The organism is Paramaledivibacter caminithermalis DSM 15212 (assembly GCF_900142245.1).
Taxonomy (GTDB): Bacteria; Bacillota; Clostridia; order Peptostreptococcales; family Caminicellaceae; genus Paramaledivibacter; species Paramaledivibacter caminithermalis.
In genome coordinates this window covers 1-15,854 of sequence record NZ_FRAG01000002.1, presented here as the reverse complement: position 1 = coordinate 15,854, position 15,854 = coordinate 1, and the positions used below count along the sequence as shown (strand labels likewise).

The following is a 15,854-nucleotide window of genomic DNA, read 5'->3' as shown; positions in this document are numbered from 1 at the left end:
GATGAAATCCATAAAGTTATCTACAGTGTTAACTTAAGCTCCTATACAAAATAGGCTAAAGACCATAAGAAGATATGTATAAAACTACAAGACTTCTTACGGTCTTTCATATTATATGAATAAGTTACGCTTTCAATGCTCTCATAGAATTAAGTACCGCTATTAATGCTACTCCAACATCAGCAAATACTGCTGCCCACATGTTTGCAATGCCCATGGCTCCCAAAATCATCACAATTATTTTTACTCCAAGTGCAAATACAATGTTTTGCCATACTATTTTTTTCGTTTTCTTCGCTATTTTTATTGCACTAACTAATTTAGAAGGCTCATCAGTCATAAGGACAACATCTGCGGCTTCAATTGCTGCGTCTGATCCTAATGCCCCCATAGCTACGCCTATATCTGCCCTTGCAAGAACTGGTGCGTCGTTTATACCATCTCCAACAAAAATAAGCTTTCCTTTAGATTTCTTTTCCTTTTCTAAAAGCTCTATCTTTTCTACCTTATGATGGGGTAAAAGCTCTGTATATACATTGTCTAACCCAAGGTTTTCAGCCACTTTTGAAGCGACATTTTTGTTATCCCCTGTAAGCATTGCAATTTTATTAACCCCTATCTCTTTAAGCTTTTCTATAGCCTCTTTTGAATCTGGTTTAATTTCATCGGAAATAACAATATATCCTGCATATTCTTTATCTAATACTATATGAATTACCGTTCCAGCTATATCAATGTCATCGAATTTAATGTTTTCTTTTTTCATTAATTTATCGTTCCCTACTAATACCTCTTCTCCTTTTACTATTGCCCTTATTCCATAACCTGATATTTCATCATATGACTCAATATCATCCTTATTAATTTCTTTTCCATATTCTTTTAATATAGATATTGCTATAGGATGGTTAGAATAGCTTTCAGCTAAGGCTGCAAACTCCAAAAGTTCTTCCTTTGACATATCGTTTTTAGCTTTTATTTCAGTTACTTTAAATACACCCTTTGTTAGTGTCCCTGTTTTGTCAAAAACCACTGTATCTACATTGTTAAGTGCCTCTAAATAATTGCCTCCCTTTACAAGAATTCCATGTTTTGATGCACCTCCTATACCTCCAAAAAATCCAAGTGGAATAGATATTACTAAAGCACAAGGACAAGATACTACTAAAAATATAAGGGCTCTGTATAGCCAATCTGAAAATGTAGCACCTCTAATAGCTAGTGGCGGAATAACAGCTAGAGCTACAGCACTAAACACTACAATAGGTGTATAATATCTTGCAAATTTTGTTATAAATTTTTCAGTTGGTGCTTTTTTACTGCTGGAATTTTGAACTAAATCTAATATTTTAGATACGGTAGATTCACTATAATCTTTAGTAACCTTAATAGTTAAAAGACCATTTTTATTGATAAAACCTCCTAAGATTTCGCTTCCTACCATGACATCTCTTGGAATAGACTCTCCTGTAAGTGCTGATGTATCTAAAGTAGATGCTCCTTCTATAACTATTCCATCAAGAGGAACCTTCTCACCAGGTTTCACTACTATTATGTCTTCAATATTTATTTCTTCTGGAGATACTTTCTTTAGCTCATTTCCAATTTTAAGATTTGCATAGTCTGGTCTTATATCCATTAAATCTGCAATTGATTTTCTTGAACGATTCACTGCTAAGCCTTGCATTAACTCTCCTGTCTGGTAAAATATCATAACTCCTGCACCTTCAGGAAACTCTCCAATTACAAAAGCACCAACGGTTGCTATCGCCATTAAAAAGTTTTCGTCAAAGATTTGACCTCTTAATATATTTCTTCCAGCCCTAATAAGTACTTCTCCACCAACTAAAATATAACTGATAAAGAAAAGAGCCAATTCAATCGTATCAGAGAACTTAAAAAACAAACCTGTAAAAAATAATGCTGCTCCTATACCTAACCTTATCAGTTCTTTCTTATTGTATTCTTCTCCGTAACTATGTCCAGAGGTGTACTCATGGCAATGTCCATCACAATGTTCATGTTTATGGATATGTCTATTTATACCCCTTTCATTTTTTTCAATTACATTTACATGAGGTTCATATTTTCTAACGATATCCTTTGCATCTTCTATAACGGCATGAGCTTTACTAACACTTGATATTTCCATAGCTAAGGTTTTAGTAACAAAGTTTAATGAAGCTACTTTAACATCTGGTAATTCATTAACCTTTGATTCTATTTTTGTTGCACAATTTGCACAATCAAGTCCCTCTAACAATAGTTCAAGTTTTGTTTTATTTTTCATAGTTAATATCCCCCTTTGAAAGGCTACATATGACTTATATGGCTAAATCCTTGATCAAAAATATTCTTAACATGTTCATCATCAAGGGTGTAATAAACTACCTTGCCTTCTCTTCTATATTTCACAAGTCTAGCGGCCTTAAGAACCCTTAACTGATGGGAAATCGCAGACTGTGACATACCAAGTGCCGTTGCAATATCGCATACACACATTTCTTCTTCAAACAAAGCACATATAATTTTTATCCTAGTGGTATCTCCAAACACCTTAAATAAATCTGCTAAATCATACAGTTTTTCTTCTTCAGGCATATTTTTTGTCACTTTATCAACAATGTCTTGATGTATAACATTACAACTACAGTTATCTTTAGTTGAATTATTATTAACCATTAAATCACCTCTTATAGTTATATATTATATGAATTATTGTTCATATGTTCATATATAATAATATATACTTGATTCTAATAAAAGTCAAACACTTTTTTTTAATATATAAATCGCAAAAATAATTTTAAATGGAACGAATTAAATTTTAGCAATAAATAAAAAGACTTTTAAGAGAATCAAATCTCTTGAAAGTCTTTTATAGATAAAAAAACGTCAAGTTTAAAATATATTTCAAAGGAAATAATTAATACTTCTACTTTTTTTCTTTAAAATATATTAAACTTTGAAATAGTTTATCTTTAACTAATCATTGACTTTAAATTGTATTAATTTAACTCTTTATGTATAAAGCACCTCAGAGAGTTTTAATATTTCATTTAAGTGATTTTAATAAACCTACTTTCCACTTTTCAATATCTTATAAAAAAACAAGTTTATTATATGAAGGTAAAAAATATTAAAACTCTCGTGATAGAAACTAACATGATCGGTTAATTTATTTAACTGATACTTCTTTTTCTTCTTCATAAAATACTTTGAAGCTTGGATCTAATTTCCCAATACCCATATATCTTGCCTTGTAATCCTTTAACAAGCTTAAAAACTTAGGACTGAGAATAAGAAGTGCTAGGATATTTGCAAAAATAGGTAGAGCAGTAGACATATCTGCAAAGAGCCATACACTAACTCCTGGTAATTCATTTATTACTGCAATGATTACAAGTGCCAAGCCTGGAATAGGATATGCCCATTTATAGATTGTAAGAATCTTGTCTTTACTTTTACTATTATCTCCAAGTATATATCTTAATAATACTTCAATTTGTGCATAAAGACCTGATGAAGTAGTTACTCCGAAAAGTAAAATTCCTAAAGTTAATATAATTCTACCTAAAGAGCCAAGTCCATGTTCAAATGCACTAAGAGTAAGAGCTGCTCCTGATACTCCTGATGACCATTCCCCTGTAATGACAATTACTAGTGAAGTTATACTGCATATAACTATCGTATCTATAAATACCTCAAATATTCCAAGAAGACCTTGTCGAATTGGATGGTCAGTTTTGGCAGAGGCATGAATCATAGGTGAAGATCCCCAGCCTGCTTCATTACTAAATACTGCCCTTGACATACCTACTTTTATAACCTGTGCAAAAGCTGCTCCAGCAAATCCACCTAAAGCTGCTGTACCGTTAAAAGCACTGCTAAATATTAGTCCTAAAGTTCCTGGAAGCTGAGAAACATTTTTAAGTATAATGAAAATCCCGCCAAGAATATAAAACGCACACATGAATGGTACAATTTTTGAAGCAATTTTACCTAGAGATGGAAGCCCTCCACTAATCATTAAATATAATAAAACGGTATATACTATACTCACAGTTATCATGTTTAAGTTAAAAGTACTTGATACTGCTTCTGATACAGTATAATTCTGCATTGTGATAAAAAATCCTACACCAAAACCAAATATAAATATAAAAGCTAAAGTTTTAGATAATATCTTCAGATTCTTTTCTTCACCAAGTCCCTTTTTCATATAATATGTTGGTCCGCCGTATGTATTTCCTTCTTTATCCTTTGAACGATAGTGCACTGCTAAAGAAACCTCAGCCATCTTAATTATTTGACCTAATACTCCTGCCACCCATAGCCAAAATATAGCTCCTGGTCCACCTAATGCTATTGCAGATGCAACTCCTCCAATATTTCCAACTCCTACTGTTGCCCCAATTGCTATACTTAATGCTTCAAACGGGGATATAGAGCCTTCATCTTTTTTGTTATTATTGTTTTTAAAGAACTTTTTATAAGCTTGCTTCATGGAATAACCAAAATATCTAAATTGGAAAAATCTTGTTATAAAGGTGAAAAATATTCCTACAGCTAATATTAAAATGATTAATGGTAATCCCCACAATATGTCCCATACTATCTTTTCTATCAATGCCATAAGATTTAACACTCCTTTTATCTTTTAATATTTTAAAAAGGATATTACTTATGTCTACTCTGTGGGTCAGTTTTTATATGCTTTTCCATTATTAATGTGTATTTATAAAATTCTATACTTCCAATCATATATACCAATTTATTTGATTTACAGCTAACTGTTAACAGCTTATAACAAAGGCGCCCGTAGGGCGCGTTTTGAGTTCCAAGTTCCATGCTGCAAGTGTTAGGGTCTTTCTAATAAGTTTTAAAAGAAATCAAATTATGATTTAATAATTATTCTATTATATATGAATCTTTGTAATCATACGTGTATATCTCAAAATCTAAGAGATAAGCAGCTTAGACCTCCATCAAGCTTTCTGTATTCAGAAGTATCAACTAATATAACTTCATAACCCGCATCTTCTATGGCTTTTTTAGTTTTTTCGTAGCCCTCTGGGACAATTACTTTCCCATTTACCCAGATACAGTTTGCTGAATAACTTTCATTTTCGTCGATTATGATTTTATTGAATTTCTCAAAGACTGGACTATGAACAAACTCTCCTGCTACTAATAAGTTATTATTCTCTAAATATGCAAGTCCTGTTTTTAAATGAAGTACCTTTTCTAGAGGAACAACACTACCTGTATAACCGTGCTTTTCTAAGGCTGATATAAATTGTCTTGCACCTTCCTCATTGGTTCTTGCTGATAAACCAACATAAAAATGATCACCTACCATCATCACATCTCCGCCTTCAATAGTACTAGGGTCTTTTATGTATTCTATTTTATCTTCTGAATAGAATTTTTTCAGAGTTTCTATTATTTCTTTTTCTTCACCTTTTCTCGTCTGAGCACCAGGATTAGTAACTATAGCACAAGTTTTTGTTAATACTGCAACATCTTCAACAAAGCATGAATCTGGGTACCTTTCGTCGGCTTCCAAAACAGTTACTTCAACACCACATAATTTTAAAGCATTAATGTAATCATCATGTTGCTTTAAAGCTAATTCATAATCTGGTTTGCCTAACTCAGGTGCTGACGTAATCCCATTTACCATTGAACGACTTGGTCTTCTTACGATAACATTTTTAAACATTCTTAAGTCCTCCTTTAATGTTTTAATATTGTATACAATATATTATATTTAATATATAATATATTGTAACATAGTATTTCAAAATTGTATATATTTTTTTGAAATTTCTATATATTCTATTAGATTTCATAAATTTTTGAGTAAACTTCATAATATATTTAAAGAGATTTAGAATATAAAATGTGGTAGAAAAACTCAAAAAAGCTATTTATATATTATAATTCGAAATTATTAGTGTTAATTATGCAAGTTTCTCTATTAAGAAAATCTTCATAGTATAGTATAATAATCTTGAGGAGGATTAAAATGAATCAATATATGAGCTTAAAAGATCATGTTTATAATTACATATCGCAAAAAATTAACGAAGGCAGCCTTACACCAAATGAAAAAATTAATGAACAATTAATATGTGAAGAACTTAATATTAGTCGAACTCCAGTAAGAGAAGCCCTTATTCAGTTGGCAACAGAAGGATATCTTGAAAATATTCCACGAAAGGGTTTTCGTGTTAGACCTATAGATGAAAATAAAGCTATAGAGTTTTATATGATAATCGGTGTTTTGGAAGGTTTAGCTGCTTATAATGCTGTAGATTATATTACTTCTAAAGAAATAAGTTATATGAAAGAATTATTAATCAGCATGGATAAGGCTATTGACATAGAACTTTATGATGACTATTATAAGATTCAAACAGTTTTCCATAATACCTTCGTCAATATTTGCAATAACGAAGAACTTATTCGTCTCATTAATCAATTAAAAAGAAGCTTTATCAGACAAACTTATATTAATAAAGAAAGTGATAATCTTTATGAAATCTTAAAAGTTACTAATTCAGAACATAAGGAAATAATTAAACTATTTGAATTAAAGGATAAAGAAAAACTTAGAAGTTATATTAGAGATGTTCATTGGAATACTCAAAACGCTAAGTTTGATTCTATATAGCATAAAGGATATCTGATTAGTTTATACAAATATTTACTGTTAATAGTTTGAATTTTTTCTATGTTACTTAAATTCAAACATGCAATTTCTTATAAAAAAGCTTTAGTTTCTTAATATATAAATGGCAAAAATGATTTTACATGAAACCAATTAAATTTTCGCCATAAACGTTAAGGTGAGGAATTGTGTAATAATATAGTATGACTTTTTAAGATTTTAAAACTATATGTAGTAGTTGATTTTTTAAGATGGTAATTATGCAATTTGCTTAAGTATCATAACCTTACAAATAAAAAAAATCTTTTGTGGTTTCTATATAACAAGTTAAAACCAGATAGTTCTTTATACTATCTGGTTTTAACTTGTATCTTTGATCTTCTTGAATTATTAAATAAATTTTCAAAGTCTAATTTATAAACTACTGGAGATAATATTCTTATATTCTCCAATCTTTTTAAAACAATTCAATATATTATGAAATATATTATTAAACGCAGATTCATTTTAAAAATTAAGAATCAGTACTATTTAATATTAAATCTAGCTTTTCAATAAATTTTTCTGTCTGCTTTATAGTTCCTGTACTAACCCTTAACCAATTATCCCAATTCCAAAGATATCCTGGTCTTATTATGACTCCCTGCTCTAACAGCTTTTGAAATACTACTCTAGAGTCCATATTTACATCAACAAAAACAAAGTTTGAATTTGATTTTATATATTCTAAATTATTGTCTTCAAAATATTTCTCCATTACTTTCATAGATTGATAATTTAATTCTACAGTTTTTTCAATATGTTCTTCATCGTCAAGGGCTGCAATAGCAGCTATCTGTGCCAATCTATTTGCATTGAACACTCCTTTAACCTTAGTCATTTCATTTACTATTTCTTCAGATGTTAAACAGTATCCTGTTCTAACTCCAGCAAGACCTGCCACTTTAGAAAATGTTCTGAGTATAATGGTATTTGGTCTTTCTTTAAGTATTTTTAAGCTATCTGGATATCTAGGATTTTTTATAGCATATTCATAATATGCTTCATCAAGAACTACCACAACGTTGTCTGGAATATTATTAAATAAGTAATCCATTTCCTCTTCAGTCATAATATTTCCTGTTGGGTTATTTGGATTGCAAACAAAGATTAATTTAGTTTTTTCGTTTATCTTTTCTATAAATGATTCAAAATCATGCTTGTAATTCTTAAGTGGAATCTGTATTGGTATGCCTCCCATATGAGAAACACTGGTTGCATATAATCCAAAGGATGGAGAAGCCATTATTGCTTCATCACCAGCATTAATAAAGGTCTGAGCTATCAACTTAATTATTTCTTCTCCACCGTTTCCTACTACAATTTGTTCTGGACTCAAATCATACTTTTGCGCTAATTTTTCTCTTAAAGTCCCTACACCTGGATCTGGATAAATATTAATTTTTTCCGCTTCTAGCTTTATAGCCTCAACTGCTTTCTTTGAAGGTCCTAAAGGATTTTCATTTGATGCCAGCTTTACTATATCCTCTAAGCCCAATTCCTTTTTCACTTCTTCAATAGGTTTACCTGGAACATAACGCTTTAAAGTAAGTACTTCTTTTCTGAATAAATTATTATCATTCATATATTTTCCTCCCTTTAGAAGTTATTAGTTTTAAAAATATTTTCGTTTTAACTGAGAAACTTGCATAATTAACACTAATAATTTTTAAATACAATATGTAAAAACTTTCTTTACTCTCTATACTACATTTTGTATTGAAAAATTTTATAAATGTATTATGCAATTTCCTCAACTATATATCTATATCCAATTATAACAGATAATTAATAAATTTTCTTGATATTTTTAATTTTTTTGTAATGTTTGTGTTTTTTTTGTAATTTGTAAGATTGCATAATTATTTCTTGGCAGAATTGCATAATATATATTGTATCAAGCTTGGGATTTTAAAAATATATGTAGTAGTAAGTTTTTGAGTAAGATAATTATGCAATTTGCTCAATCAACTAACTATTTATTACTCTATCATCTATGCTTTCTGTCTTTTTAAAATCTTCTATGATCATCTGTGCCTTTACATTTCCATTCCATTCATTTATATCAACGAAAAAGGCTATATCTACAGTGTCTGGTTTTCCTATCTTTATATACTTCTGGGTTAATGAAAATCCTATTCCATCTAAATTAACATTATCCCTATTTCCAACAAATTTTAAATGCTTGCCGTCAGTACCGCAGCCCCTTGTCTTAGTAGTATCTACTTTTATGTTTTTCACCATAAATAATGGCTTAGGATTACTCATTCCATATGGTTCCAATTTAGATATCTCTTCAACTAGATCAATAGTAAGTTCATTGGGAGAAATCTCAGCCATAATATTTAATTTAGGAACAAATATATCAGGTTTTTCTATCCTGATTCTTTTTGCTCTAAAGTCTAATCTTGATCTTAATTCATCTAATTTATCTTCTTCTATAGAGAAGCCACAAGCCATTTCATGACCACCAAAACCTAAAAAAAGATCAGAACAGGTTTTCATTTCTTCATAAATATTTATTCCTGATATACTTCTTCCACTTCCTTTTAATTGTCCATCCTCGCTTTTCGTAACAACCAATGTTGGCTTATAAAAAGTATCCTTTATTTTCCCAGCAACAATACCAATAACACCTTCAGAAATCTCATCTGCTCGAAGAACTAAAAAGTCATCATCCATATATTTTTCTTCAACAATCCTTTTGCAAAGCTTCTCTCCAGCTTCTTGCACCGATCGTCTTTCTCTATTTAAGTCATATAAATATTTTGCTAATTTCGTAGCTTTATGTATATCTTTTTCAAGAAGAAGTTGGACACCATGCTTTGCATCTTCAAGCCTTCCAGCCGCATTAAAGCATGGACCCAATCCAAAACCTATTCTTCCTGCAGTTATCTCTTTATCCTTCAGCCCAAGGATTTGCCTTAAAATAGCTATGCCTAAACGTTTATTTGCATTAATGCTTTTCAATCCGTATTTTATTAATGTCCTATTTTCATCTATTAATGGTACAATATCACAAATAGTACCTAGGGTTACCAAATCAAGAAGCTTTGATAATATAGTTTTTGGTAATCCCAATGTCTTTTGAATTGCCTGTGCAAGCTTAAATGCAACGCCACAGCCACATAGTTCCTTAAAGGGATACTCATCTCCTTCTTGCTTTACATCTATAATTAAACAGTCTGGTAATTTTTCAGGTGGATTATGATGGTCAGTAACTATAATCTCCAACCCTAATTCCTTGGCATAATCTACTTCCTTTACAGAACTAATTCCATTATCAACTGTAATAATTAGATCTGCCTTCATTTCTTCTTTCATATACTTAATGGCCTCTAAATTTAATCCATAGCCTTCTGTAAATCGATTAGGTATGTAGTAATCAATATTATTAGTTATATCTCCAAAAAAATCTAATAATAATGCTGTAGCTGTAACACCATCAACATCATAGTCTCCAGATATTACAATCTTATTGCCCTTTTTTATATGATAAATAATTCTACCCACAGCCTCTATCATATTTTTTATACTAAAAGGACTATAGGTTTTTTGGGGCTTATGACTTAAAAATTCATTTATTTCCTCTTTATCTGTAATCCCTCTAGAATAAAGTATATTTTCAACTATAGATAATTCTTCAGACTTCTTCTCAGTAATTATTCTCCAAACCTTCTCCATGAAAATCCTCCAATCAATAAAACTTAGAAGCATAAATTCTTTTCCATTTCGATTAAATTCCTCTTTTAAAAATAACCTACAATAATAGGTATTATTATAGTTATATACTCATACAAATATTTTATCATATCCTTTATTTTATACAAAAAAATTGGACATTAAGTCCTTAAGTTTCTTGTTATAAATTACATGTAGTAAATCCAAGGAATTACCCCTGGATTTATTACAATTATTTATTCAAAAAATTTTTAAGAATATTTGGTAATTGATTTTGTATCTCCTTACTTAATTGCTGTTTTATTTGTTGACCAATTTGTCTTTGCAGCATACTATACATTTGCTGATATAATACTCCTTCCAACTGTTTCTTAAACTGTTCTTGCATTCGTCTTTGAGCATAATGGTTGATTTGGCTTCTACCAATAGCGTTTAGAGGTTGCTGCATTTTCATCATTTGTTGCTGCATCTGTAATGGCCCTTGCAATTGTCTTACAAGCTGTAAAGGTCCTTGTATCTGCTGAATAAATCGTAGCGGTCCTTGTATTTGCTGTATAAATCTCAAAGGCCCTTGTATCTGTTTGAATATCTGTATAAGTCTTTTCATCTGCTCTAAAGTTTCTTCATCTTCTCCTTTGTAAAGTTTTTCTATTAATTCTTCTAATGAATTTACTTGCTCATCGGGATTAATTGCTGAATTTTCTTGAGTAGAACTTATTTGGTTTGTAGACATATTATCATCTACTTCATTATCTTGTTTTACTAAGTAATTAGCACTTATTTCATTATTTTTATCTATATCAATTATTTTTTTCTCATCAATATAACCATCTTTTACTAACTTTAAAGATCTTCTTCTATACATAATAATTTATTTTTATTTCCCCCTTCTTATTACTTTTTTTACTATATAGATTTTCAATAGTAAAACTTAATTTATACATATCAAAATATCCAACGTTATTGGGGATTTTTGATATGTATGAATTAATTGTTTTACTGGAATATCTATACATAAAATTATTAATTCTGTTTTCACTACTATAGTATGACAAGGGGTATTAGACTGTGTAGAAAGTCTGATTTTATTATAGATATAGATAACCTTAAGGTTTAATTTTATCTAAAATTTATTGTTCTTTAAAATTGTTTATCTTTATCATTTAAATCTTGTTTATTTCTTATATGCTATCATTCCTATATTTTAGAATTTTCTAAAAATATAGATTTTCCATAGTGAAACTTAATTTATACATATTAAAATATCCAGAGTTTTTGAGGATTTCTGATGTGTATAAATTAACTGTTTTACTGGAATATCTATATATACCAAAAATATCAAAATTAAAACACTAACTATTGCTATTATACCAAAATGAAGTCGTCATAATTTTTGTATGTTCTGGAGAAAAAACTTGAATATTATGTCTCCATTCCTTTGGAAAAATCCTCTTATAATAATTATAAGAAAAACGATCATCAATCAATAAGACTATTCCCCTATCCTTTTCTGTTCTAATAACTCGACCAGCAGACTGTAAGACCTTATTCATGCCAGGATACATATAAGCATAATTAAATCCTTTATTATTTCTTTCGTTAAAATAGTCTTTTATAATATTTCTTTCTAAGCATATTTGTGGCAAACCAACTCCTATTATTATTGCTCCCGATAGTCTGTCACCTTTTAAATCAACCCCTTCTGAAAATATTCCTCCCATTACGGCAAAACTTATTAAAGTTTCCCTTGGATTATGACGGAATTTATTGAGATACTCTTCTCTTTCTTCTTCTGTCATAGTATTTGTTTGTATAATAGTATTGTACCTAGGATGTTTTTCTGTGAATCTTTCATATACAGCCTTCATATATCTATATGAAGGAAAAAAAACCATATAATTTCCTTTTTTATTTGATACTGTTGCTTCAATATAGTCTGCAATTATGTTATAACTATTTTCTCTATCCTTGTATCTTGTTGATACATTACTAGCTATCATAAGTAATAAATTTTTCTTATCAAAGGGTGAGGGCAATATCATTATCTTATCATTTTTATTTCCACCTAAAATATCCTTAAAATATTCTATAGGCGATAATGTAGCTGAAAAAAATACAGATGCCTTTCCTCTTTTAACTGCTTCACTTAATAGATATGAAGGATCTAAACAGAATATCTTTAGCTTTATATCTCTATTATCCTTTTCTACATAAGTTACATATCTATCATCATAAAGCTCTAATATCCTTGTAAAGCTTAAGGCTTCAAAAAATAATTCTAATAATTCCTTATGCCCTTCTGTTCCTTGTTTTTTAGCTAAAAATTCTTCACTTTCAGACATTAAACTGTTTAATATCTGTATAATATCATTAGGCATTTTCTTTTGTATATAAAAGTTTTCCTTTCCACAAAGCTTCTTCATTTTGAGCATATATGTATTGACTTTGTTTAGAGCTTTAGCTATTTTAGGCTCCTTATCCTTAAAAACTCTTTTTAAATCTAAAAATGATTTTTTGAAAAGAGTTGCTGAAAACATTTCTCTAGACCTATCTACAAGATTATGTGCTTCGTCTATTAAAAATGTATAATCATTACCATTAAAATCAAAAAATCTTCTAAGATAAACCCTAGGATCAAATACATAATTAAAATCACATATAACACAATCCGCCCATATGGCTAAATCCAGCGAAAACTCAAATGGACAAATATTATACTTTTTTGAATATACTTCGATTATAGCTCTAGATAATTCATCTTCATTGTTAAGTATATCTAATAATGCGTCATTAACTCTATCAAAATGGCCATTGGCATACTCACAATACTCTGGGGCACATCTTGATTCTTCTTTAAAGCATATTTTATCCTTAGCTGTTAATGTTAAGGTTTTAAATCTTAAGCCTTTTTGTCTCATTTTCTTAAAGGCTTCTTCAGCAACTTGCCTAGCTATGGTTTTTGCTGTAAGATAAAATACCTTTGACGTGTGACCTTCACTAAATGCCTTCACAGTAGGAAAAAGTGTTGAGATTGTTTTTCCTATTCCTGTAGGTGCTTGAACGAATATTTTCTGACCATCTCTAATAGTTCTATAGACAGAAATAGCAAGCTCTCTTTGTCCAATTCTATATTTATCAAAGGGAAACACTAATTCCTGTACTGAATTATTTCGTATAATGGTCCATTGAAAAGTAAAATTAGCCCATACTATGTATTTATCTAAAATGTTATAAAAAAATTCTTCCAAGTCCATAAGACTCAATTTTTTTCTGATACATTTAGTAACTTCAGTTTCTAGATGAAAATAAGTTAATTGAACATCAATAGTATCTAATTTATTTTGTAAACAATAAATATATGCATAGCATTTTACTTGTGCCCAGTGAACCTGATTATGATTTTCATCTATTCTTTCAAGAGGTTTATTAGTAGATTTTATTTCATCTATACAAATATTGCTAATAGATTGCTTTTCTACTTCAGCTTCATCAATTTGTATACTGTCTTCTACTCTTTCTTTTATAATTCCATCTGCTCTACCTTCAATCATAAATATAAAACCTTTATATTCAAAGCTATGCTTTAAGGTAACTTCAGATTGATAATTTTCATCTTTAGATTTTTGTACTTTCTGATGAGCTCTTGTTCCTTCTACAGCCCTAGACATGCTTCGAAAACTTATATCTAAATCTCCAGAACGCAAAATAAACTCAACTAAATTTCTAACTGATATTTTTATTTCTCGTTTATTACACATATTATCTGCCTCTTAACCATATATATCATTTTAAAAATCTATATTTGAAAATTGGAATAATATAGAATTTTTTATAAAACCTGCTATTTATATTATATTAATAAGACTTCCATCATTTATCTTCTATTTCCCTTATATTCTTTAATATTATTGAAATTGTACCATCTATATTAGATATTAATTCAATCTTATCCTGTCTAGATAGAAATGAAGCAGGAACTTTAATCTCGATTCCATCATCAGTTACCAATCGTTGTTTTTTCACAACTCTTTTTTCTAGATTTTCACTTACATTTATAATCTTATCTTTTAATCCATATTTTTCTATTTCCTCAGTATAAATTCTTTTCATTTCTATATTATGACCAAATACTTTATCTCCAACCTCTTCAATATTAATAATATTAGAATCTTCAACATTCTGTGCCATTGCATTTCTTATTTCAGCAATCTTAGTTAAATCATCATTACAATACTTCTTTACAACCTGCTTTGATGCTTTATTTATTATATCAATTTTTTCTTTATCTGATAATACTTCTGTAGACTGTAGTATTCTACTTGATAAGTAAAATTGTTTTTCACCATCTATATCATATTTCTTTTCCTTTAACAATATTGAAAAATCATCCATATTTATAATTATACCTTCATCAATCTTCTGTGTTGACAAAGGTAATGCAGTTCTTTGTTTAATAATCTTAATATCTCTGCCTTTTTGACTTTCTGCTATAAAATGAATATAAGACTCTTTATAATTAAACTTAAAAATTCCAAGATAATCGACATCATCTACCTTAAATAAAATGCATATTAAATCTGCTGAAGGAATATCTGGATTTTCATTAATAAATCCATGGATTATTGAAGCAATGTTTTTACTTATCTGGATAAAGTCATTTTCTTGATTCTTTAATCTTAAACAGTTTGTTTTTATTCTATTATTTTCATTGTTAAAATAAACTCTTTTTAAATCTATATCTTTAAAAAACTTGACGATGTGTTTTTTTAAATAGTCTTTAATTTCAGGCTCTAAATCATATTCTAAATCTGATAAAACTGGAATCCCAACTGATGCATCTAGTACATGAATAATTGATTTTTTTATTATTATATTATCATCCATAAATTTCCCTCCTTGACAGCTATTAAAATCTTACTAAAATAAATGGTCTTTTTCAACCTTAATTTATTAGTAAATACAATATCTCTCCTATTTAACAAAGGAGGCTTTCTTTTTCTTCTAACCGCTAGAAGATCTTTAGAAGTATCCCAATAGCAGATGATTTTCGTATATACAAAAAAATAAAAAAAGTCAAAAGAAATTATTTCTCTTGACTTTTTTATAAAACTGGCAACGACCTACTCTCCCAGGCGGTTACCCACCAAGTACCATCGGCGCTGAAGGGCTTAACTTCTGTGTTCGATATGGGAACAGGTGTATCCCCTTCGCCATAGTCACCAGATATATTTGCACCTTCGGTGCAATTTTAAGTCTTTTTAGTAAACCTTTGAGGGTCTGTTATATGTTCTAATGTTGTATGTTGTAATGAGGTCTTTCTATAAAGCTTTTTCTTTAAAGATTGATCCTAAAACATTTTAACCTTCAACATTCTAACATATCTCGTCTTTTTGTTCCCTCAAAACTGAACAATGGAAAATCTGGTCAAGCCCTCGACCTATTAGTACCTATCAGCTAA

General features: G+C 29.4%; 10 protein-coding genes and 1 rRNA gene. 1 reads left to right on the top strand and 10 read right to left on the bottom strand.

Features of this window, described 5'->3' with window-relative positions; translation table 11 throughout:
* Positions 1 to 124: 124 nt before the first annotated feature.
* The 4 genes from BUB36_RS01050 to BUB36_RS01035 all read right to left on the bottom strand — a co-directional run bounded on the left by BUB36_RS01050 (position 125) and on the right by BUB36_RS01035 (position 5,725).
* Positions 125 to 2,290 carry a heavy metal translocating P-type ATPase gene (locus BUB36_RS01050; RefSeq protein ID WP_073146536.1) on the bottom strand — a complete coding sequence of 722 codons (2,166 nt, stop codon included), beginning with the start codon at positions 2,288 to 2,290 and terminating at the stop codon, positions 125 to 127.
* Positions 2,291 to 2,313: 23 nt separating this feature from the next.
* Positions 2,314 to 2,682, bottom strand: a complete 369-nt coding sequence (locus tag BUB36_RS01045) for an ArsR/SmtB family transcription factor (RefSeq protein WP_073146535.1) — start codon at positions 2,680 to 2,682, stop codon at positions 2,314 to 2,316.
* Between the two features lie 496 nt (positions 2,683 to 3,178).
* Positions 3,179 to 4,636: an alanine/glycine:cation symporter family protein gene (locus tag BUB36_RS01040; RefSeq protein WP_073146534.1), complete on the bottom strand. Its 1,458-nt coding sequence runs from the start codon at positions 4,634 to 4,636 to the stop codon at positions 3,179 to 3,181.
* Positions 4,637 to 4,954: 318 nt separating this feature from the next.
* Complete coding sequence (locus BUB36_RS01035; RefSeq protein WP_073146533.1) at positions 4,955 to 5,725, bottom strand: dimethylarginine dimethylaminohydrolase family protein; 771 nt, start codon at positions 5,723 to 5,725, stop codon at positions 4,955 to 4,957.
* Between the two features lie 306 nt (positions 5,726 to 6,031).
* On the opposite strand from BUB36_RS01035, the gene BUB36_RS01030 reads away from it, so the two are divergent.
* Complete coding sequence (locus BUB36_RS01030; RefSeq protein ID WP_073146532.1) at positions 6,032 to 6,679, top strand: GntR family transcriptional regulator; 648 nt, start codon at positions 6,032 to 6,034, stop codon at positions 6,677 to 6,679.
* Between the two features lie 511 nt (positions 6,680 to 7,190).
* Here BUB36_RS01030 and hisC read toward each other — a convergent pair.
* The 6 genes from hisC to rrf all read right to left on the bottom strand — a co-directional run bounded on the left by hisC (position 7,191) and on the right by rrf (position 15,620).
* Positions 7,191 to 8,300 carry a histidinol-phosphate transaminase gene (gene hisC / locus BUB36_RS01025; protein ID WP_073146531.1) on the bottom strand — a complete coding sequence of 370 codons (1,110 nt, stop codon included), beginning with the start codon at positions 8,298 to 8,300 and terminating at the stop codon, positions 7,191 to 7,193.
* Positions 8,301 to 8,686: 386 nt separating this feature from the next.
* Positions 8,687 to 10,399, bottom strand: coding sequence for a single-stranded-DNA-specific exonuclease RecJ (gene recJ, locus BUB36_RS01020; RefSeq protein ID WP_073146530.1), 1,713 nt, complete (start codon positions 10,397 to 10,399; stop codon positions 8,687 to 8,689).
* A 229-nt stretch (positions 10,400 to 10,628) separates the two neighbouring features.
* A complete protein-coding gene (locus BUB36_RS01015; protein WP_073146529.1) occupies positions 10,629 to 11,261 on the bottom strand; it encodes a hypothetical protein in 633 nt (210 codons plus the stop codon).
* Between the two features lie 487 nt (positions 11,262 to 11,748).
* Positions 11,749 to 14,154, bottom strand: a complete 2,406-nt coding sequence (locus tag BUB36_RS01010) for an ATP-dependent DNA helicase (protein WP_073146528.1) — start codon at positions 14,152 to 14,154, stop codon at positions 11,749 to 11,751.
* Between the two features lie 112 nt (positions 14,155 to 14,266).
* Complete coding sequence (locus BUB36_RS01005; RefSeq protein WP_073146527.1) at positions 14,267 to 15,280, bottom strand: nucleoid-associated protein; 1,014 nt, start codon at positions 15,278 to 15,280, stop codon at positions 14,267 to 14,269.
* A gap of 223 nt (positions 15,281 to 15,503) precedes the next feature.
* A 5S ribosomal RNA gene (rrf, locus tag BUB36_RS01000) occupies positions 15,504 to 15,620 on the bottom strand.
* Positions 15,621 to 15,854: the final 234 nt, after the last annotated feature.